Origin of the sequence: Priestia sp. FSL H7-0729, assembly GCF_038005685.1 — a bacterium.
Taxonomy (GTDB): domain Bacteria; phylum Bacillota; class Bacilli; order Paenibacillales; family Paenibacillaceae; genus Paenibacillus.
This window is the reverse complement of sequence record NZ_JBBOTQ010000009.1, coordinates 171,797-193,248: the sequence shown is the minus strand read 5'-3', so window position 1 is coordinate 193,248 and position 21,452 is coordinate 171,797. Positions and strand designations below refer to the sequence as shown.

10 protein-coding genes are annotated in these 21,452 nt (G+C 47.7%); all 10 read left to right on the top strand.

All coding sequences use genetic code 11. The features are described from left to right. Positions 1-107 precede the first annotated feature (107 nt). On the top strand, positions 108-947 hold the full coding sequence (locus MHH93_RS20170) for an AraC family transcriptional regulator (protein ID WP_500055467.1): 840 nt from the start codon (positions 108-110) through the stop codon (positions 945-947). A gap of 106 nt (positions 948-1,053) precedes the next feature. Next, complete coding sequence (locus tag MHH93_RS20165; protein WP_500055466.1) at positions 1,054-1,467, top strand: Rrf2 family transcriptional regulator; 414 nt, start codon at positions 1,054-1,056, stop codon at positions 1,465-1,467. Between the two features lie 211 nt (positions 1,468-1,678). After that, positions 1,679-2,128: a nuclear transport factor 2 family protein gene (locus tag MHH93_RS20160; protein ID WP_500055465.1), complete on the top strand. Its 450-nt coding sequence runs from the start codon at positions 1,679-1,681 to the stop codon at positions 2,126-2,128. 301 nt (positions 2,129-2,429) lie between these two features. Next, positions 2,430-2,948 (top strand): antiterminator LoaP, encoded by a 519-nt coding sequence (gene loaP, locus MHH93_RS20155; protein WP_500055464.1) that lies wholly within the window; start codon positions 2,430-2,432, stop codon positions 2,946-2,948. A gap of 297 nt (positions 2,949-3,245) precedes the next feature. Continuing rightward, entirely contained in the window at positions 3,246-4,241 is a 996-nt protein-coding gene (locus MHH93_RS20150) for a 3-oxoacyl-ACP synthase III family protein (RefSeq protein ID WP_500055463.1), read from the top strand. Positions 4,242-4,255: 14 nt separating this feature from the next. Then, complete coding sequence (locus tag MHH93_RS20145; protein ID WP_500055462.1) at positions 4,256-4,972, top strand: thioesterase II family protein; 717 nt, start codon at positions 4,256-4,258, stop codon at positions 4,970-4,972. Between the two features lie 25 nt (positions 4,973-4,997). Next, positions 4,998-5,867, top strand: a complete 870-nt coding sequence (locus tag MHH93_RS20140; protein WP_500055461.1) for an acyl carrier protein — start codon at positions 4,998-5,000, stop codon at positions 5,865-5,867. A gap of 4 nt (positions 5,868-5,871) precedes the next feature. Continuing rightward, positions 5,872-9,678 carry a type I polyketide synthase gene (locus MHH93_RS20135; protein ID WP_500055460.1) on the top strand — a complete coding sequence of 1,269 codons (3,807 nt, stop codon included), beginning with the start codon at positions 5,872-5,874 and terminating at the stop codon, positions 9,676-9,678. Between the two features lie 19 nt (positions 9,679-9,697). Then, positions 9,698-17,404: an SDR family NAD(P)-dependent oxidoreductase gene (locus tag MHH93_RS20130; RefSeq protein ID WP_500055459.1), complete on the top strand. Its 7,707-nt coding sequence runs from the start codon at positions 9,698-9,700 to the stop codon at positions 17,402-17,404. Between the two features lie 13 nt (positions 17,405-17,417). Further along, positions 17,418-21,446: an SDR family NAD(P)-dependent oxidoreductase gene (locus tag MHH93_RS20125; RefSeq protein WP_500055458.1), complete on the top strand. Its 4,029-nt coding sequence runs from the start codon at positions 17,418-17,420 to the stop codon at positions 21,444-21,446. The last annotated feature ends 6 nt before the right edge of the window (positions 21,447-21,452 follow it).

The window sequence follows — 21,452 nt, the reverse complement described above, 5'->3', positions numbered from 1 at the left end:
TCCTGTGTATAAATGTATATTGTGATTATAATGAATAGACCAATGAATTAAAATGATAATATATTGAAGTTAGTTAACACAATATTGTTGATCAAGGAGAAACGGTTATGATGAGACAAAGCGTATTGCTTACCCTGCAGGATATTCCATATTTTTGTTATCCCGAATCCGTTGGACATTATATGGATCACGTCCAGCATTCCGTGTTACGTGAGGCAGGTGCACTGAACAACTTTAATATTCACTATGTCGCTGCGGGCAAAGGATACGTTGAAGTGGACGGTGTGGTGCATGAGCTTCGCGCAGGTCAGGCGGTTCTCTATTTCCCGCAGCAGCGACAGCATTATTATAGTAGTGAAGATGATCCGTGGGATGTACGATGGGTTCATTTTTACGGTGAACGTCTGCATGATTATATGATCGAGCGGGGGTTACATCGTAATCTATTATGGACACTGCGACAACGCAGCTCGTGGGAAGAGGCACATCTGGCGTTGCTGACTGAAGCAGAACAGAACACCATGCTGCGTCCGGCTCAGCTATCCACATTGACCTATGCCGTACTCGCCGAGTTCGTGCAGCATGCGGTACCTTTAAAGAGCACACGTACCACAAGTAAGGCGGGGAGTCGGGTTCTTGCACTTCTTCCACAGATGCAGCAAGAGGCCTGTCAACCTTTCCTGTTACAGGACTGGGCGGATCTTGCAGGTGTGAGTTCGTATTACTTTTGCAAAATGTTCAAGAGTGCTGTGGAGATGACGCCTATGGAGTTTATCACCCGTTCACGACTACAGATGGCGAAGCAATGGTTGCTGGAACGGCCTACGGCCAACATTGGACAGATCGCGGAGGAAGCGGGGTATCCGAATGCCAGTTATTTTAACCGTCAGTTCATGGCCCATGAGGGGATGACACCTACGGATTATCGCGGATTGTACCACAATTAACCCGTATTCTTTCGATGTTGCGAGCGCTTGAAGTGTAGTGGTTTGACAGTGAGTTCAATCAAGTCTATTATGGATAAATTAAATCCGTGTATAATGAGGTGCCCTCATGAAATATTCAAAAGCGACAAATTATGCTTTGCATACGATGCTTCATCTTGTAAGTACTGCACCCGAACAGCTGGTTAGTGTACACCAACTTGCAGAATTGCAGAAGGTATCACCAACCTACTTGTCTAAAATTTTGACCAAATTGGTTAAGGCAGGTATGATCGAATCGACTTCTGGTGCCAATGGTGGCTACCGGCTTAGTCGTAAAAATCCCGACCCTTCTTTCCTAGAGATCATTCATGCAATTGAGGGTCAGGCCTCTCTGTTCGAATGTTCCCTGAATCATAACGCAAGCTGTTTGATCCAGCAGGTGATGGTGCAGGCGGAAGAAGAGATGGAGAGTTTCTTGAACAATAAGAAAATGTCAGAACTGGCTTCCCAGATGAAAAGTTGGAGTGCACACTCTCAGTAACTTGGTGCTGGAAGTGAAGCTTCAATCGACTTGTTGACTCTTCTGGCACATAGGTCTATCCGGATCTTTCCTCAACCTCACGAGAGGTAAGGAAAGATTTTTTGTATCGTTGTACCTAATTGAAGTCGAATGGTACAATAAGGAAGGTATAGATGCATACATACTTGATCCAAATCTCACATCATATTTTACATCTCTGGAGGGACAACACATGAGCGAATCGACGATCACAGGACTGGAACAATTGCTCGCACTGGAAAACATTCGGAACACCAAGGCGCGTTATTGCCGCTATATTGATACGAAACAGTGGGATACTTTGGGTGATGTGTTTGCTCCGGATGCAGTGGCCGATTTCAGTACAGAAGGCAATCCTATTCCGGTATTAACAGGTCGCGATACCATCGTACAAGTATTCCGTGATCTGGTGGATGTTGCCGTAACCGTGCATCATGTTCACAGCGCCGAAGTCGAATTTGTATCCGAGAATGAAGCGAAGGTCATCTCTCCAATGGAAGATTGGGTGACGTTCCCGGAGGGAAATGAGAACAAATCCTTCCACGGATTTGGGCACTACCACGAAACTTTTGTCAAAATCGACGGCCAGTGGTACATCAAACATACAAGTCTGAAACGTCTTCGTCTGGACCTGTTTGAATAGTATAGGGATGGATAAAGATCACTTACAGAGGTTTGTTGCTGTAAGTGATTTTTTGATTACAATGGAGACGAGTATTGTCCCGAAGTTCGATATCAGACAAAATGCGAGCGATTTATGTGAATTGTAAGATTATTTTACATAAAATTGAATAAATAGCATTGACGTTCCAAAAGTCATGAGTTAAGATATCTACAACAAAACAATTACATTTTATTACACAAATTGAAACTTAGGGATTTAATTCTTTCATATTTATATGTATATTTCCGCTTGGCTAATTTGTTAATCAGAGGATGATGCCATGAACTGGTACGCATTGTTTGTACATACAGGAAGCGAAGAAGTCATTAGGAAATACCTACATATGTATCTAGGAACCTCCATCCGAGTTTTAATCCCCAAGAGAAAAGTTCCGGAGAAGAGATCAGGTATTTTTGAAGCCTGTACCAAAAAAGTCTTTCCTGGTTATGTATTAATTCAAGTCAACATGTCCGCCGAAACATACCACTTAATCTGTTCTATTCCTCATATCATTAAAATGCTGGGAACTAATGCAAGTTGCACGCCAATCCCGGATCATGAAATGACCACATTGCTTAACCTCATCAATCCGGAAGATATTATCGATTATTCAACTGTATATATGGAAAATACCAAAGTTGTGGTGCTGGATGGCCCGTTGATGGGACACGAAGGCATCATTAAGAAGATTGACAAGCATACATGCAGAGCAAAGGTGTGGCTTCATCTAACAGGCAATGATAAACCCAAATTAGTTGATTTGGGTGTTGAAATTTTATATGCAACGCAAGAAAAATGATGTACTCAGATATGCTATGGTCACATACGACAACCAAAACCGGAGGAGCAGAATGAAGCTTAGGCACATTATGCAACCAAAGGAGTCATATGCATAAACGCTGAAATACACAACGTGTATCGACAGGGCGAAGCTATGTGCGTTGGAGCATTCATCCCTACATTTTGTTGAAAAAAGTATTCATGCGACAGTACAGCGCAAATAGGCGGCTGAACTGTTTTTTTGTTGTCTTCAGAAAATTTTATGGTTTTCAGTAAGGACTGCTCACCTTAGATTCAGGAAAGGAAGACGTGATGCATGAGACAAATGACCATTCGGGGTATTGGCATGTATGTGCCGGAATCCGTGTTGACGAATCAGGGGCTGGAGGCCATGAACATTAACGCCAATGCGGACTGGATTTACCATAACCTTGGAATCCGTGAACGAAGAATTTCTCACGAGCATGAGTATACCAGTGATTTGGCATTGGAGGCTGCGAAACAAGCTATAGAGCAGGCTGCGATGGATGCCGAGGATATTGATATGATCATTATGGCGACCTTCACACCGGATCGTTTAATACCACATCCGTCGGCTCTCGTGAAGGAAAAGCTTGGAGCAGGCCAAGCCATATGTCTGGATCTTCGCGCGGGCTGTGCGGGGTTCAGCTATGGATTATTAAATGCATATTATACGTTCCAGGCTGAAGAAGATATAAGCAATATTCTAGTCATTGGCGCAGATACCTATTCGAAAGTAACGGATTGGCAGGATCGAGCAGCATGCTCCAGTGTGGGAGACGGCGCAGGAGCATTTGTATTACAGGAATTAGATGAAAATGACGCCTATCACAGCGTTTTTTTGAACGGAATCATGCATCACGAGAATATGGAAGATATCAGTTATGGAACACTGCCTGTTCATTATGGACACATTGCTGACGGATCTGTTTCCGTCTATACATCTAATGGCCGATATTTATATGAACAATTAGTCAGAGGTATTCCACGGCTCGTGAACCGTCTTTTGCGCAAAGTAAAATGGAATATGGGGGAAGTAGATCTGTTTATTTTCCCGCAAACGAACAGTAATCTGATTCGAGAACTCGCCGTTGCCTTGGGCATCCCACAAGAAAAAGCCTATATGACCATGGAAAAATACGGGTACACCTCTAACGCCTGTTTGCCAATTGCGGTGACCGAGGCTGTGAAACAAGGGGCACTGAAAGCAGGTGATCGTGTCGTGTTGGTTGGGGCCGGGGCTGGGACGTATTATTGCGCTACAGCGATTAGATGGGGAGAAGTCGTGTAAGTGGAGAGGAGATTATGACGAAGATGCGATTATATTGTGTTCCTTATGCTGGAGGGTCAGCATCAATATATAACAAATGGAAAAAGGGGTTATCCGAATCCATTGTGCTGAACCCGGTTGAACTTGCAGGACGTGGATTGAAATTTTCCAAGCCGCTCTATGAGAGTATTCATCAAAGTGTAGATGATGTATTTGATTATATATCTCGCAATCTGCCAGATGAGGAGCCATATGCCCTATTTGGACATAGCCTCGGAAGTCTGATTATTTATGAATTGTATAACAAAATGCATGAAGAGCAGTTCAGGAAACCCATACACATGTTTTTCTCGGGGCGAGAGACGCCGGATTATAAAAAAGAACAGGTTTATTACCATTTGCCCGAAGGACAGTTCATTGACCGCATTAAGGAAATGGGCGGTACCCCGGATGAGTTCTTTGAGAACCAGCAACTGATGGATATGTTCATCCCCATATTACGTAAAGATCTGGAGATGAATGAGACGTATACTTACGAAGAGAAGCCTTATAAGCTGCAATGTGATATCACGATACTGAACGGAGCAGAGGATGAAGGTTATATTCTGGATTGTGCAGAACGTTGGAGAGGTTATACGGAACAAGGAAGTGCCGCCCGGATATACAAAGGGGGGCATTTTTATTTATTTGAAGGCAGTATGCATCGGGTGACCAGCATGATCAATCAGACATTAACAAGTTATATGGAGTAGATCCTATACGGAGGTGAGGTGTCCAATGAATCAACGGCAGATTACTTCAATTGAACAGCTGGAGGCAACTATTCTGGACGTGTTTCATGTTGTGCTGGGAGCTGATGCGGGAGTGACAACCACAATTAATTTTTTTGACTTAGGGAGTGATTCCCTGCTTCTTGCCCAGGTCTATAATCAACTTGAAAAATTATATCCAGCCCAAATTACGTTAACCAATATGTTTGCTTATCCTACGATATCCAGACTTGCCAAATTCATCGCAGACCAGGAAGGCATGGAACTGGAAGCATATCCTGTTCCATTGGATTACATGCAGAATAGTGGACAGGCCCTTCAGGACCATCGATATGAATTCCGGATCGAGAAGGATCGTTTTAATGAAATCAGGAACTTGTCCAAAACGGCAGGCTGCACGCCTGTAGAGTGGTTGTGGTCTTTGTTTGCATATCTGTTGACGGAGATTGGCAATCAGCCGCAACTCACGGTCTATACACTGATTTATCGGATGAATCATATCAGTTCCATTCCGCTGGATGTGCAAGAGGTGCAGGATTTCAATGAGTTGTTTGCCGTAGCTAAACAAGCATTACATACAGCAGACGAGCAGCCTGGTCATCATATCCAGGATCTGGTTAGAGCAGGGATGAAATCACAGCATGACGCCATCCGTCCGCTATTCTACGAGGCCGATTATGTCAGTGGAGGCAGGGGGGCGCTGGAGGAGCTGTTTGATGTCATCTGTGAAATTCAGAATGAAAAACGAAATATGATGGTAACGCTGTATTGTAAACCCGGAATGAATACGGTTCAATGGAACCTTTTTTTCAGAACCTATGATCAAATGCTTGCCAAAGTGATTGAAAGTCTCCGCTCAGCGGCTGAAAGGGGATAAAACAATGAAAAACAAACTGATGGATTTCAGTGAACTGGGTATTCGTGACACAGCTCAGACGGAGTCGTCTAGTCAGATGCCTCCAGCGGCAACTCCAGCTACTATCCGTCCGGGTGATATCGCGATCGTTGGCCTCAGTGTTCGTATGCCCTTGGCAGATGATGCGGAGCAATTCTGGGATAACTTGTTGCATGGTCTGGATTGTGCGAGGGATCTGCCGGAGCAGCGACGCCAGGATGCCGATAATTATATCTCTCGTAAAATGAGCTCTGGTGAAGACACCAAATACTTGGATGGCTCTTATCTGGAACATATCGATACCTTTGATTATCCCTTTTTTCGATTTACACCAAAAGAAGCCAGTTTAATGAATCCGGCTCAACGTATCTTTATGGAGACAGCTTGGGCTGCTTTTGAAGATGGAGGATATACCAGTGAGAAGCTGGCGGGAAGCAATACAGGAGTATACGTTGGACTGGTATCCGATCTGGAAGGTTATCGGTACAAAGAGATGATTCACGATGTGGAGCCACAGTCTCTGCCAATCTCGGTCACAGGCAATTTATCCTGTATTTTACCCAGCCGTTTATCATACCTTCTTGATCTGAGAGGACCGAGTATGGTGGTGGACACGGCCTGTTCTTCATCTCTGGTTGCAGTACATCATGCCTGTAATGCCATTCGTTTGGGTGAGTGCGACATGGCGCTGGCAGGAGGCGTAAAACTCAACGTGCTTCCTCTGGACAAGGATTACTACCGAATGGGCATTGAATCATCGAATGGCATGACACGCCCCTTTGATGATAGCTCAGATGGTTCCGGGATAGGTGAAGGCGCGGCAGTCATTATGCTGAAACCACTTCAGGATGCCATCAAGGATAAGGATCAGGTGTATGCGGTCATTAAGGGCAGTGCCATTAACCAGGACGGGAACTCCATGGGGATTACAGCGCCGAATGCCAGAGCTCAGAGTGAGGTCATTGTGAAGGCGTGGAAAGCCGCGGGGGTCGATCCGGAAAGTATCGCTTATATTGAAACCCATGGAACCGGGACTGTCTTGGGAGATCCAATTGAAATCGATGGCATTAAGGGTGCATTTGAGCAATACACCGATAAGAGGCAATTTTGTGCGATCGGTTCGGTGAAGTCCAATATCGGACATTTGTATGAAAGTGCTGGGATTACAGGACTTGTTAAATCCGTTTTGTCCTTAAAAAAAGGGATTTTACCTGCGGTTCAGCATTTCGATCGCCCTAATCGCAATATTGATTTTAGTGGAACGCCTGTGTATGTAAATACACGTAACCGGATCTGGTCTGCTGAGGGTGAACCTGTACGAATGGGTGTCAGTGCATTTGGATTCAGCGGAACCAATTGCCATCTAATTCTGGAGCAGGCGGGTGCAGTGGAAACGAATAGCGAGACTGAGATGCGGGAGTATCTTTTCCCCCTTTCAGCCAAGACGCTTCAAGCCCTGCAACAATATATATCCAAATATACGAAATATCTGAAAACAACCGATCACTCGTTAGCCGATATATGTTACACGGCAGGCACATCGCGGACCCATTATGAACACCGTCTGGTACGGATTGCCTCAAGCAAAGAAGAACTGCTCGCCCAACTGGCCGAACTTGAAGAAGGTGGATTGGAATCCATTCGAGAGCAGTCAGTCCCGGAGTCCAGTCAGCTGCATTTAACTGCTCATTGTGAAACCTATCTTGGGGGTGGGGAGGTAAGCTGGCCAAGCCTGTATTCAGGTGAGGATGTTCGCCGAATCAGCATCCCAACGTATCCATTTGAAGCTCATCGCTGCTGGATTGAGCTATCTGCTCCTCCGTCCCTAGCTAAGACGGATGCCAGCGCTATGGAGAACATACACCATTATGAATTGGGTTGGGTTCCTGAACCGGAACGTAATTCCGATCGGAAGTTATCGGAAGGTCATATCGTTATTTTTATGGACGAAAGAAGAGAGGAAAAAAGAGAAGAGCTATCTCTTCGGAAGACACTACAGCAGCAGGGGCGTCAGGTTATTGAAGTGTTTGATGGACCTTCGTTCCTTCAAGTATCTTCCGAGGAGTATGTCATTTCAGAACATCGTGAGAGCATGGAGCAATTGTGGGCTCATTTGGACGAATTGACGATCACCCGGATTATCTATATTCAACAGGATCAATCCTTTCATCCATTTTTCTATCTCCTTCAGGAGATGATAGGTGCCCAATCGTTGGAGCCTGTTGACCTGGTGTTGTTGACGAATCCAATCCATTCCATCACCGGGACCGAGGCAAATGTATTTCCTCAGGCTGCCCTGATGTTTGGTCTGGGTTTGGCTGGACGAAAAGAAGATTCACGCCTGCTATGCCGCTCCATCCAAGTGGATGCGGAGACTTCGCTCCACGATATTGTGGCTGAACTGGATCATGAAAGTGATGATTATGGTGTAGCTTATCGTGCAGGTACGCGTTACATTCAGCAGTTTGGGGCGCTGGACCCAAGTTCGTATCCTAAGTGGGACTACAAGATTCACAATGACGGATTGGTTCTCATTACTGGCGGACTGGGCGGCATTGGGCTGGAGCTTGGACTACAACTCGCGGAGCGATACCCGGGAATTACACTCGCACTCGTGAACAGAACTTCGCTCCCCGCACGGGAAGAGTGGGATAGCATTGTAGCTGCATCATCCAACGAAGTGTTGGCTCAGAAAATCCGATCTGTGCAACACATGGAGGCTGCCGGAGCGACGGTTCTTCCTTACCAAGCAGACGTTTCAGATGAAGCATCCATGCGATCAATTCTGAGTGACCTTCGTCAGCATTATGGTCGCATTGCAGGTGTCATTCATGGAGCGGGGGTTGCTGTAGGTGGAGATCATCCGCTTAAGGACAGAACGATAGAAGAAGCTGAACAAGTATTACGCCCTAAAGTGCAAGGAACCCGGGTCATGGATCAACTCACCAGAGAGGACAATCCAGACTTTTTTGTGATGTTTTCATCCATTGCAACAATATTCAGCGGGCCCGGCCAGGCTGATTATGTAGCTGCCAATGCGTACCAGGATGCTTATGCAACCTATCGCAACCAAGAGATGGACGGAACGATGACGGTCAACTGGTCAACCTGGAAAGAGACAGGCGCAGCTGCCGCAACGGGCTACGGCGTAGATACCCTTTTCAAAGCCATGACCAATAAAGAGGCTCTGACGTGGCTGGATCAGGTGGAAGGACGTCGGATTGAACGTGTATTGATAGGACAGATGTCGACAGACCGTGGCATGTTGAAGATGATTCGCAACTATCCGTTTAGACTTTCTCCTCAAGTGGAGAGCTGGATTGATTCACGTCTACAGAGAGCTTCATCACCGAAGGCGCCAGCGCCAGTGACTCCGCAAAGTGTAACCCGGCAGGACACAGTGCTGAATGGTTCGGATGACGGGGAATACACGCCATGGGAGAGAAAGGTTGCCGAAGTGTGCCAAGCTATTCTGGGCTTTAATGAAATTGATATCCATGACAGTTTCTTCGAATTAGGAGCTGACTCAATTCTGGTGAAACAAATGTATGCACAACTTGACCGTCAGTACCCGGGAGTACTCGTTGTTGCAGATCTGTTCGAACATCCATCTGTGCACCGATTGGGTGGATATCTGGCTGATAAAACAGGCCACAAACGGGAGAAGAAACAGGTAGAGGAGCCTGTGGGTGGTGCAATTGCGCTGGACGAGGAAGTCCATTCTCTTTTTGATCAGTTGGAAGATGGCAAGATCAGCATGGAGGATATGCTCAAAGGATTAAAACATATCTGATATGTAAGGGGACGATACATTGGAACAGTTGCTTAAATACATTATTGAGAATACGTCTGGTGGCAAAATCGACAAAAAAACGGCGATTGATATGATTACGCTGTTGAAACAGCAGAAAAAAAACACGCGTGAAGATATTGCCATTATCGGCATATCTGCGCACATGCCCATGGCTGATCATGTGGAGGAGTTCTGGAACAATATCGAGAACAAAGTGAATTCCATTGTGGAGTTCCCTGAAGCGAGACAAGAAGATGTGCTCAAATATGTACGTTTCAAACAGCAGGATGAAGATGGGTTGAGCTTTATTAAAGGTTCCTACCTGGATGAAGTGGATAAGTTTGATTATCGCTACTTTAAGCTGACACCCAAAGAAGCAGCCCTGATGAGTCCTGACCAGAGAATTTTTCTCCAGACAGCATGGGAAGCAGTGGAAGATGCAGGTTATGGAGGCTCGAAGTTATCCGGTAGCAATACGGGATTGTATGTAGGATATTACAGCAGCACCCGGGACAATTATGCCAATATTATCGCCGATGTAGAACCGGAATCCATCTCCATCTCGGTAACGGGCAATGTGACTGCGGTACTGGCGGGGAGAATATCCTATCTGCTGAATCTGAAAGGCCCCAGCATGGTGGTGGATACCGCATGTTCCTCATCTCTTGTTGCTGTTCATATGGCCTGTCAGTCGATCCGAAGTGGTGAGTGTGATGCAGCCATAGCGGGTGGGGTGAAAGTAAATACGCTCCCTGTTTTTAATAAATATGAGCAATTTGGCATTGAGTCCTCCGATGGGGAGACGCGGACATTTGATGATGCCTCAGATGGGGCAGGTGTGGGTGAAGGTGTGGCTGCCATTCTTCTGAAACCGTTAAGTCGGGCCATTGAAGATGGGGATCATGTCTACGCCGTCATTAAGGGAACTGCTGCCAACCAGGATGGAACCTCCATTGGGTTGACTGCACCGAATCCGCGTGCCCAATCCGAAGCGATCGTGAAGGCATGGGAAGAAGCGGGGATTGACCCTGAGACCATCCGTTATATTGAAGCCCATGGTACAGCGACGGAGCTGGGAGACCCGATTGAGATTAAAGGGATTACCAATGCTTTCGAACAGTTTACCTCCAAAAAACAATTTTGCGCGATCGGCTCTGTGAAATCCAATATCGGTCATTTATATGAATGTGCTGGTGTGACCGGGCTGCTCAAAGCAGTGATGGCCCTGAAACATCAGAAGCTGCCGCCATCTCTTCATTTTGCCAAACCCAACCGCAACATCCGGTTTGAGCAAACACCCGTATATGTGAATACACAACTCCGACCCTGGGATGCGGAAGAGGGCGTCCCGCGCAGATGTGGTGTCAGTGCTTTTGGATTCAGCGGAACCAACTGTCATGTCGTGCTTGAGGAAGCTCCAGCCATTACTGCTCAAGAACCGGGAGAGGATCAGGCTTCAGGCAAGCAACTGTTTGTGTGTTCGGCTCAGACGGAAGAAGCTCTGGTTCGATTGATTCAGCGGTACGAGCGTTTCTTGAAGGAGAATCGTGAAGTTCCTGTTGGGAATGTCTGTTATACGGCAGCTACAGGTCGTGGGCATTATGAACATCGTCTGTCCCTGCTTGTGGAAGACACGGCTCAACTGATTCACCTGTTGGAACAACCGTGGACCCAATTGAAGACACAAGAGGGAGTCTATACCGGTGCTCCTGCGCCTAAACCTACTGGAGCCGAGCGAATGGCCTCGGAAGAACGTGAACGCACCAGACGTCAATCATCTCAGGCACAGGAACGGATCAAAGAACTTGCTGCCAGTCCTCTTGTGTGGGATGAATCAGCACTTCGGGAGCTGGCTTTACTCTATGCCGAGGGTGCAACGATGGATTGGGGACAGCTATATCAAAAGAGACAGGTACGGAAGTTGAGTTTACCTACGTATCCGTTTGAGCCCAGCCGATGCTGGATTGATATTCAAGACCCGTCTGCTGTGTCGTTAAAGGACTACTTTCATACGGTGCGCTGGATAGAGGACGAGGGGGATACGACTTTGCATACCTCGGCCCCTTCCTCTTCAGGCACGATCATGATGATCGGTAATGGTACCGAATTGGAACAGGAACTGTCGGCAGAACTGGAGGGCGAATGCAAGCGGGTAGTCCATGTGAGACCGGGTAGCCAGTTCCGGCAAATATCGGAGAATCAATATGAAGTCGGCGGAGATAATCCGGCGGCTTATACTGAGCTACTAGACTTGTTCACAGACGGCGAAATTACGGAAATCATCTATTTATCCATGATGGGCAATTCATTATATCCTGAAGATCTGGCAGCTATTGAAGCCAGACAACAGGAAGCTTTTTACTCACCGGTCTATCTGATTCAGGCGCTTATGAGCAAAGGCTTTGCTGAAGAGATTCATCTGAACCTGATTGCTGAGTACGCTGGACAAGTCACAGGAAGAGAAGAGAGGATTACCCCTCATAATGCACTCTTAATGGGACTTGGTAAAGTGATTCAACAGGAATATGGACATATTCGCAGCAAGTTTATAGATGTGGATCAGTCCATATCTGCGAAGGATATCCTCAAGGAAAGACATATACACGGTGAAGCTTATGCTGTTTCGTACCGTGAAGGCCAGCGTTATACGGAGACCTTTACAGAGATGGATCTGAATGAACATGAGAGCGTGCCTTTCAAGGTGCGTCCAGGCGGTTTATATCTCGTTTCGGGTGGTACAAGCGGTATTGGTCTGGAAGCAGCACGGTTTCTGGCTTCTTCGGAGCAAGTAAAGCTGGCGATTGTTGGTCGGACACATCTTCCGGCAAAGGAAGAATGGGAAGACCTATTGGAAGCTGGCCGAGACTCCCGCTGTACCAAGATGAAAGGCATCCTTGAACTGGAAGCATTGGGCGCAACCGTTCATTATTACAGTGCGGATCTGGCCGATGTTGAGGGCATGACGGAAGTGATCCAGGATATCACGCACCGCTACGGGAACATACATGGTGTGATTCATGGAGCAGGTATTCCCGGAGACGGATTTATATATCGCAAAAGCGATGAGGAATTCCAGACCATTCTTGGACCCAAGGTGAAGGGAACCTGGGTTCTGGAGAAACTGACGCGGGATCAGGACATGGACTTTATGGTATTGTTCTCTTCCGGTATATCTGTCATCGGTGAGATTGGACAAGGGGATTATACGGCTGCCAATTGTTATTTGGATTCCTTCGCGGCATGGAGGACGGGGCAGGGTCGCAGAACACTCTCCATTGATTGGGTATCGTGGAAAGAGACCGGAATGTCCGTGGAATTTGGTATCAATGTGGATGGCATGTTCAAAACCATTCCTACCACGGATGGTATCGCAGCGATGGAAGCAGCCATGAACAGACGACTCTCGCGAGTATTCATCGGTGCGATGAATTATGGAAGCAAACATCTCGCTGCACTTGGGCAGTTCCCGTTCCGTTTGTCGGATAAGTTGGAAACTGGAGTGAGGCGGAGTAAGGAAATTGCTGACCAGGGAGCATCGAATCGTTCCAACCGGACCGTACCACAGGAGAAACATACGGGGCCCGTAGATCTTTCCGGGAATGAAGGGGGGCTCTATTCGGAAACTGAGCAGCAGGTAGCGCGCATATACAGTGAAATTCTGGGTTATCAGGAGATCAATATCTATGATAATTTCTTCGATCTCGGGGGCAACTCCATCATGCTGATCCGTATGCATGAGAGGCTGAACGAGGAGTTTCCCGGGAAAGTGAAGATTGCTCATTTATTTGCACATACATCCATTCATAAGCTGGCACTGCATGTGAACCAGGGTAACGACACGGCTGTAAAAGCAAAAGCGGCTGCTCCCCTGGAGCAAAAGAAATCAATCGTTGATCAGGATGACGCCATCGCCATTATTGGGATTGCTGCGGAAATGCCAATGGCGGATACGGCAGAGCAGTATTGGGACAACATCTTGAACGGTGTGGATTGTACAACGGATTTTCCAGAGGGACGCAAAAAAGACATGGACGCCTATCATCAATGGATGAATGCCAAGCTGGGTGCGGACAAAGAAGTGCAGTACCTTCAGGGTGCATTTCTGGATGATATTGATCAGTTTGATTATAAATATTTCCGTTTGTCTCCAAAGGAGGCTGGATTAACGGACCCGATTCAGCGGTTATTCATGAAGACGTCATGGCATGCGGTAGAGGATGCAGGTTACGGTGGACGCATCGAAGGAACCAACACGGGTGTCTATATGGGCTTTGCCAGTAGCTTGAATGACTCCTATCTCAAAATGATCTGTGATCTCGATCCCTATCAATATCCGATGTCCATCGTAGGAAATATCACTGCCATGATGCCGACTCGTATTGCCTATCCATTGGATCTCAAGGGGCCTACGATGGTGATCGACACGGCATGTTCTGCATCCCTTGTCGCTACCCATCTGGCCTGCCGGGCTATTCGTAATGGTGATTGTGAGATGGCGATTGTCGCGGGCGCACGGATCAGCCTCAGTCCGTTGGATCATGATTATTTGAAAGTCGGCATTGAATCTTCGGATGGATTAACCAAGCCATTTGATCAGGAAGCAGATGGTTCGGGACTTGGTGAAGGTGGAGCCGCCGTGGTATTGAAGTCACTAAGCAAGGCGATTGCAGATAAAGACAATATTTATGCGGTGATCAAAGGAAGTGCCATTAATCAGGATGGCGCTTCGATTGGCATTACGGCTCCGAATCCTGAAGCACAGACGGATGTCATTGTGAAGGCATGGCAGGATGCCGGTATTGATCCCTCGACCATTGGTTACGTGGAGACGCATGGTACAGCGACAAAGCTTGGCGACCCCATTGAAATGGATGGACTTACCACAGCACTGCGTCGATATACAGACAAGCACCAGTTTGTTGCCATAGGCTCGGTCAAGTCCAATATAGGCCATCTGTTTGAAGCAGCTGGTGTGGGCAGTCTGGTTAAAGCGGCTATGGCCTTGAAGCACCGGGTATTACCACCTACGCTTCATTTTGACAAGCCTAACTCATCCATTTCATTCCAGGATTCGCCGTTGTATGTCAATACAAAGTCGAGACCATGGGATGGGAATGGCGAGCCGCTTCGCTGCGGAGTCAGTGCCTTTGGGTTTAGCGGAACCAACTGCCATCTGGTACTGGAAGAGCCGCCTGTTATCCAGGAACGGAAGATTAAGAGAGATGTGGAAGTGTTCACGCTAAGTGCCAAGAGCCGCAAGTCATTACTTGCGCTGGTTGATAACTATATCCGTTTTATCTCGGAACGTCAGCAGGATCTTTCGCTCAAAAACATATGTTATACCGCGAATACGGGCCGCTGGCACCATGTATATCGGATCGCCTTTGGAGTAACGGACACATCCGATCTGCTCATGAAACTGCGGCTACTCGCTACATCAGGTCTCGAATCCGCAGGTGAGCAACAGCTCTATTATGGCGTGCATAAAGTAGTCACAGAGAAGATCGAAGGGAAAGACCATGAATTGACTGGACAGGAGAAGTCCATCTTGAAACAGGAGGGCAGAGATTGTCTATCCCGATACATGGAGTCTTCAGACCCGGGAGTATTACATGAATTATGCAGACTGTACACAACAGGCAGTGACGTGGATTGGAGCCTGATGTACAGGGAAGAGGAAATTCGTAAAATCAGTCTTCCATTGTATCCATACGATAATACACGCTGCTGGGTGGATCTTCCCGAGCAGTCTTCAGTGTACGCACAAGCGAGCACCAGGTCGGTGCCAGAAGCCTACGAGCTTGTTTGGCAACAGAAGGAGATGGCAGTAGGGAACTCCGATCAGCCGATTGAAGCGAGCCGCGGTACTACATTGATACTTCTGGATGGGTCCGATTATGCAGCTGAGATAGCGGCACGTATGGAACAGTCGGGGATGCAGGTATGTACCGTACTTCAGGCAGATGTTCTGCGATCTGATCCGGACAGTCGAAATGTGGAACAAGTGGAAGCCTATGAGCGTGTGCTGCAACAGGCGGGCCTGGACCAACTTTCCAGAGTAGTATATCTGAACGGTGTTGGCAGTGATGAATATGCAGCAAATGTTCCTGGTGACATGGAATCATTAGAGTCTGTCCTAGATGAACGTGTATATGGGTTCTTCCGGTTTATTCGAGCACTGTTGTCCAGTTCTCTGAGTCAGCCATTGGAGTTAGTTCTGATATCCCGTGAGGTCAATTGCATTACCGGTGCGGAGCAGATAAAGCCTCATCTGGCTTCTGCCTTTGGAATGGGCAGAGTGGTAGGCAAGGAGGACATTCAGGTTCATTGCCGTTGTATAGATATGGATGAGCACTCTTCCCTGGAGCAGTTGCTGCAAGAGATCGGTACGACATCTTCCTATTATGAGGTGGCCTATCGTAATGGAACACGGTATGTTCAGGAGTTCAGAGCATTGAATGAATCTGCACCTGCAGACGATGCCTTTATTTTGGACAACGATGGTGTGTACATCATTACCGGTGGTACTGGTGGAATTGGCTTGGAAACCGCGCGATATCTGGCTTCCGACGCTCCGGTGAACCTTGCATTAGTCAGCCGTACACCGATGCCTGCACGTGAGGAATGGGATGCCATTGTTGCAGAACAATCCAGGCTCAAAGTGATTCATCAAATTACGGTTATTCGTGAACTGGAGAGCCGGGGACATCACGTTAGTTGCCATGCTGCAGATGTGTCGGATCTGGATGCCATGCGAGTAGTTCTGGATCAGCTTCGGGCAACGTTCGGGAAAATCAAAGGGGTTGTCCATGGCGCAGGGGTTGGAAGCTCGGAAATGATCACAAGCCGTTCACAGGCGGGATTCACCGAGGTATTCTCTCCCAAAGTACATGGTACTTGGGTATTGGATCAACTTACCGAACAGGATCATCTCGATTTTATGGTGCTCTATTCATCGATCGCTTCGGTATTCAGCGCCCCGGGACAGGCGGATTACATTGCCGCCAATGCCTACCTGGATGCATATGCCGACTACAGATCAATGATGGGCAAGCGCACGCTGACTGTGCAATGGTCTACCTGGAAGGAAACGGGTATGTCAGCAGAGCACGGGTTTGCCGTGGATACGTTGTTCAAAGCCATGCCAACAGAACAGGCGATGAATCAATTATCTCTTGTGATGAGACAATCATCGGTTCGCCGAGTACTTATTGGTCAGATTCATTATGAGGGTCAATTGATATCCGCACTGGCCAAAAGTCCGTTTGATCTCTCTTCCTCTATTCGCGTTCAACTGGACCAACGGATGAAGCAACTGGCCAACAAGCGTCTTCCGGTATCCTCGTCAGAGGAACGTGACGGAGAAGTGATTATGACAGGTAAATCAGACGCATCTTATACCCCAACTGAAAAGGCACTCGCTTCCATCTGTCGAACGATGCTTGGTTTCCATGAGATTAATGTAGGGGACAGTTTCTTCGAGATGGGTGCTGATTCCATTGTGCTTATACAGGTTCAGGCCCGGATTGATCAGCAGTTTCCTGGTTTGACCAAAGTCACGGATCTGTTTGCGAACTCCAATATTACCAGGTTGGCTCGTTTTATGGATGAGAAGTCTACTCCAAATCCACAAGACATGGAGCAGGATTTGAAGCGTGTAATCGACCAGATGGAAAGTGGCGACGTTACGCTGGAGCAGGCGTTGAATAACCTGATTAACCTGTAAAGGAGGAACTGTGGTGGAGAGTGTATACAAGTTTGTCATGGAACATCTTCAAGACGGAAGCTTGGACAAAACAGTGGCTGTGCAGCTGCTCAAAAAGCTCAAAGCGGAGGAGGATGCCAATACTGCGTCCGGGTCAACCAATGCTGCCAAAGATATTGCCATTGTGGGCATGGCTTTGAAATTGCCGCAGGCTGATTCTCCCGGAGAATTCTGGGACAACATCGTCAGTGGTACGGACAGCATTCGTTCCTTTCCAGCATCCAGAGTGCCGGACATCCATTCGTATCTGCAATATTTGGGCATGTCACCAGACGAAATTCAATTCAATGAAAATGCCTATCTGGATGAGATTGATAAATTTGATTATGCCTATTTCAAAATGTCACCCAAAGAAGCCAGTCTGACGGACCCCAATCACAGGCTGTTCCTGGAAACGGCATGGAAAGCGATCGAGGACGCAGGGTATGGGGGAGGGAAACTGGTGGGCACTCGTACGGGTGTATATCTGGGCCTTTCCAACAATATTCGGGATTTATACTCACGTTTTATCTATGATGCGGAACCGGAATCCTTTGCGTACTCGCTAGTGGGTAATCTGGCTTCTGTAGCGGCTGGCCGGTTATCCTTCTTGCTCGATTTAAAAGGGCCGAGCTTGGTGGTGGATACGTCTTGTTCATCCTCTCTGGTGGCCATTACACTGGCATGTCAGGCGATCAAAGAGGGGCAATGTGATCAGGCGCTCGTCGGGGGAATCAAGATTAATCTGGTTCCGCTAAAGAGTGATCATATCAAAATTGGGATTGAGTCCACCGATTGGAGAACGAAAGCGTTTGATGACGACTCGGACGGATCGGGTATTGGTGAAGGCGCAGGGGTGGTAATGCTCAAACCACTGGATAAAGCGTTGGAAGACCGTGATCAGATCTACGCTGTTATCAAAGGGTATGGCGTAAACCAGGATGGTAAATCCATCAGTATCGCTGCCCCGAACCCAGAGGCACAGACCGAAGCGATTCTTCAAGCCTGGGCGGATGCGGGTATCGATCCCGAGACGGTCTCTTATATTGAGACACATGGCAGTGGCACTATGCTGGGCGATCCGCTTGAGGTACAAGGGATTGAGCAGGCATTCCGGCGTCACACGGGTAAAAGTCAGTTTTGTGGAATCGGCTCGGTCAAAACGAATATCGGTCACCTGTCAGAAGCGGCTGGTGTCGTGGGTTTGATCAAATCGGCCTTGTCACTGAAACATAAACAGATTCCGGCCTCCAAACATTTTCACAGACCGAATCGGGCCATCGATTTTGCGTCATCCCCGGTCTATGTGAATGCCCGGTTGCGGGATTGGGATACCGCTTCCACGCCACGACGTAGCGGTGTTAGTGCATTTGGCATCAGTGGGACCAATTGCCACATTGTGCTGGAAGAAGCGCCGACCACTACAGTTAAAGAGCCCGAAATACGCGGGGAACATCTTCTAACTGTATCGGCCAAAACGCAGGCAGCGCTCCAGACGCTGATTACGGAATATGCTCACGTTCTCTCTCAAGTTGAAGCTCAGAATGTGCCTTCTCTATGTTATACCGCCAACACAGGGAGGGGGCACTACTCGTACCGTTTACTCGTCACAGGGCAGGATGCGGAAGAGCTCTTGCTTCGCTTAAATGAAGCTGGACGAATGATCGGATCCGTTGGGGATTTTAGCAAAAGTACTGGACCCAACGGACATCGAAGTCCAGGGATTTATTATGGTTATCACAAGGTTAGCAACGATCAAAATCGTCCAGATTCACCAGCTGCAGGTGGAGAAGAAGGCCATGTGGGCCATCGGATGATGAGTCTGAATCCGGAACTGGCGAAGATGGGTAAGGGGCAGCGGGCTGAACAGGACATGCTGGACCAGATTGGACTGCATTATATACAAGGTGCAGAACTGAATTGGGAGCTTCTATACACAGGAGACGGACTGCGCAAAACAAGTCTGCCAACCTATCCATTTACCCGGACTCGCTGCTGGTTTGAAGTTCCTGAGACGGCTCGTACCGCCGCTACCGCAAATTGCAGCAATGCGGTCTCGGAAGAACCGACGCCAGCCCGATTCTATCGGATGAACTGGAGGAGAGCTGATCTAACAGAGCCAGAACCCGTTCAGGGAACAGGTGCAGTTCTGATTTTGAAGGATGAGGGTAAACGGGGAAGCGCATTGATTGAACGTCTTAAGCAGTCAGGGCGCCAAGTGATTGAGGTCGGATATGGAGAGTCATTCAAGCAGGAAACTGACGGATCTTTTACGGTGAATGGTTCGGAAAGCAACTTTGCGGAGCTGTTTGCAGCGCTGGGGGATACATCCATCAGTGACATTGTACATCTCTTTGCGTTGCCGACTTCTGAGGAAATCCGTACACTTCAGGACTTGGAACATAGTCAGCAAAAAGGCGTATATAGCCTGTTTTATCTGATTCGTGCGCTCATTGAACACGGAAGTGACAATGCACTGAATATGATGCTGGTCTCCGAACAGGTCTACGAAGTCACAACCACTGAGAGTCGAATTTCTCCCGAAGCGGCCTCGTTATACGGTTTGGGTAAAGTGCTCGCCTTGGAATATCCGCATATTACCTGTAGAAGCATTGATCTGGACGAGAGCACAGGGGCAGATGAACTGCTTCAGGAAATGGGTTCACAAGATCAGAGTTACACCTCTGCCTACCGTAATGGGGTCCGTTATATCGAGGAATTGGGTGAGGTTCAAGCCGATGCGTTGACAGATTCTCCTGTCCATATCCAACAGGGTGGGGTGTATGTCATTAGTGGGGGTACAGGCGGGATTGGTCAGGAAATGGCCAAATTTTTCGCCTCCCAAGCAAAGGTTAAGCTTGTGTTGATTGGACGTACCCCAGTTCCTGCAAGATCGGAATGGGAAACACTTCTTAACGACCCTGAGCTCGAATCCAAGACAGCTGCTCGTCTCCGCAATTTCCTGGAGATTGAACAACAGGGTTCAGAAGTATCCTGTTATGCAGCCGATGTATCGGATTATGCAGCGATGCAGGATGTACTGGCCGATGTCAGGGAAAAGCAGGGGTCCATTACAGGAGTAATCCACGGTGCAGGTGTACCGGCGGTTGGATATTTGATCCGCAAAACACAGGAAACGTTTGACGAAGTCCTTCATCCAAAAGTTCAGGGAGCCTGGATACTGGACCAGCTGACCCGGCAGGATGAGCTTGATTTCCTGGTCTTTTTCTCTTCCGGTCTGTCGCTGTCAAGTGAGGTTGGACAAGGAGATTATTCAGCGGCTAATGCATACCTGGATGCTTTGTCTTACTCGCGCAGCAAAAGCGGCCTGAAGACCCTGTCTATTAACTGGTCTTCGTGGAAAGAAGCGGGCATGTCTGTGGATTATGGTTTTAATGTGGACGCCATTACGAAAGCCCTCCCGACCGAACAGGCAACGGCCGGATTTTTTGCAGCATTGAACAAAGAGGTGCCGCGTGTGTTGATCGGGGAATTTACATACCATCCACGGTTTGCGAAAGCACTGTTGACCAAGTTTCCATTCCGATTCTCCGAAGAGATGACGAACAGGCTGAAAGAAGCCGAGAAGTTGGAAGAGTCGCGTCAGGTGGCTCCTGCTGCAGCTAAACGAAACAAATCGGCGAATGCACATGTTGAACTCAAAGGAAAAGACGGCGAGGATTACAACAGCATCGAACGGCAGATTGCAGGCATGTATAACGAAGTGCTTGGTTTTGAAGAGCTGGATATCCACGATAGCTTTTTTGATCTGGGCGGAGATTCCATTCTGTTAAACCGGTTATTTTCCCTGCTCGAAGATGCCTATCCAGGCAAAATGAAACTAATCCATCTGTTTTCGTATACCAGCGTACATGCGCTATCCCAATTTGTCATGACCAAGCTGGACATAAAACCGGCTGCTGAGCTAACCCAACCGGTGGATGATTTTGAACAACTGTTTAAAGATATCGAAGCTGGTAGCCTGAGCATTGACGATGCAGTCAAGAGCTTTGAGGATCGTTGAGGAAGG

What these genes read in the sequence shown, in the direction of transcription:
- MHH93_RS20170 (WP_500055467.1), top strand. Translation starts at nt 108, where the DNA reads ATGATGAGACAAAGCGTATTGCTTACCCTGCAGGATATTCCATATTTT.
- MHH93_RS20165 (WP_500055466.1), top strand. Translation starts at nt 1,054, where the DNA reads ATGAAATATTCAAAAGCGACAAATTATGCTTTGCATACGATGCTTCAT.
- MHH93_RS20160 (WP_500055465.1), top strand. Translation starts at nt 1,679, where the DNA reads ATGAGCGAATCGACGATCACAGGACTGGAACAATTGCTCGCACTGGAA.
- loaP (WP_500055464.1), top strand. Translation starts at nt 2,430, where the DNA reads ATGAACTGGTACGCATTGTTTGTACATACAGGAAGCGAAGAAGTCATT.
- MHH93_RS20150 (WP_500055463.1), top strand. Translation starts at nt 3,246, where the DNA reads ATGAGACAAATGACCATTCGGGGTATTGGCATGTATGTGCCGGAATCC.
- MHH93_RS20145 (WP_500055462.1), top strand. Translation starts at nt 4,256, where the DNA reads ATGACGAAGATGCGATTATATTGTGTTCCTTATGCTGGAGGGTCAGCA.
- MHH93_RS20140 (WP_500055461.1), top strand. Translation starts at nt 4,998, where the DNA reads ATGAATCAACGGCAGATTACTTCAATTGAACAGCTGGAGGCAACTATT.
- MHH93_RS20135 (WP_500055460.1), top strand. Translation starts at nt 5,872, where the DNA reads ATGAAAAACAAACTGATGGATTTCAGTGAACTGGGTATTCGTGACACA.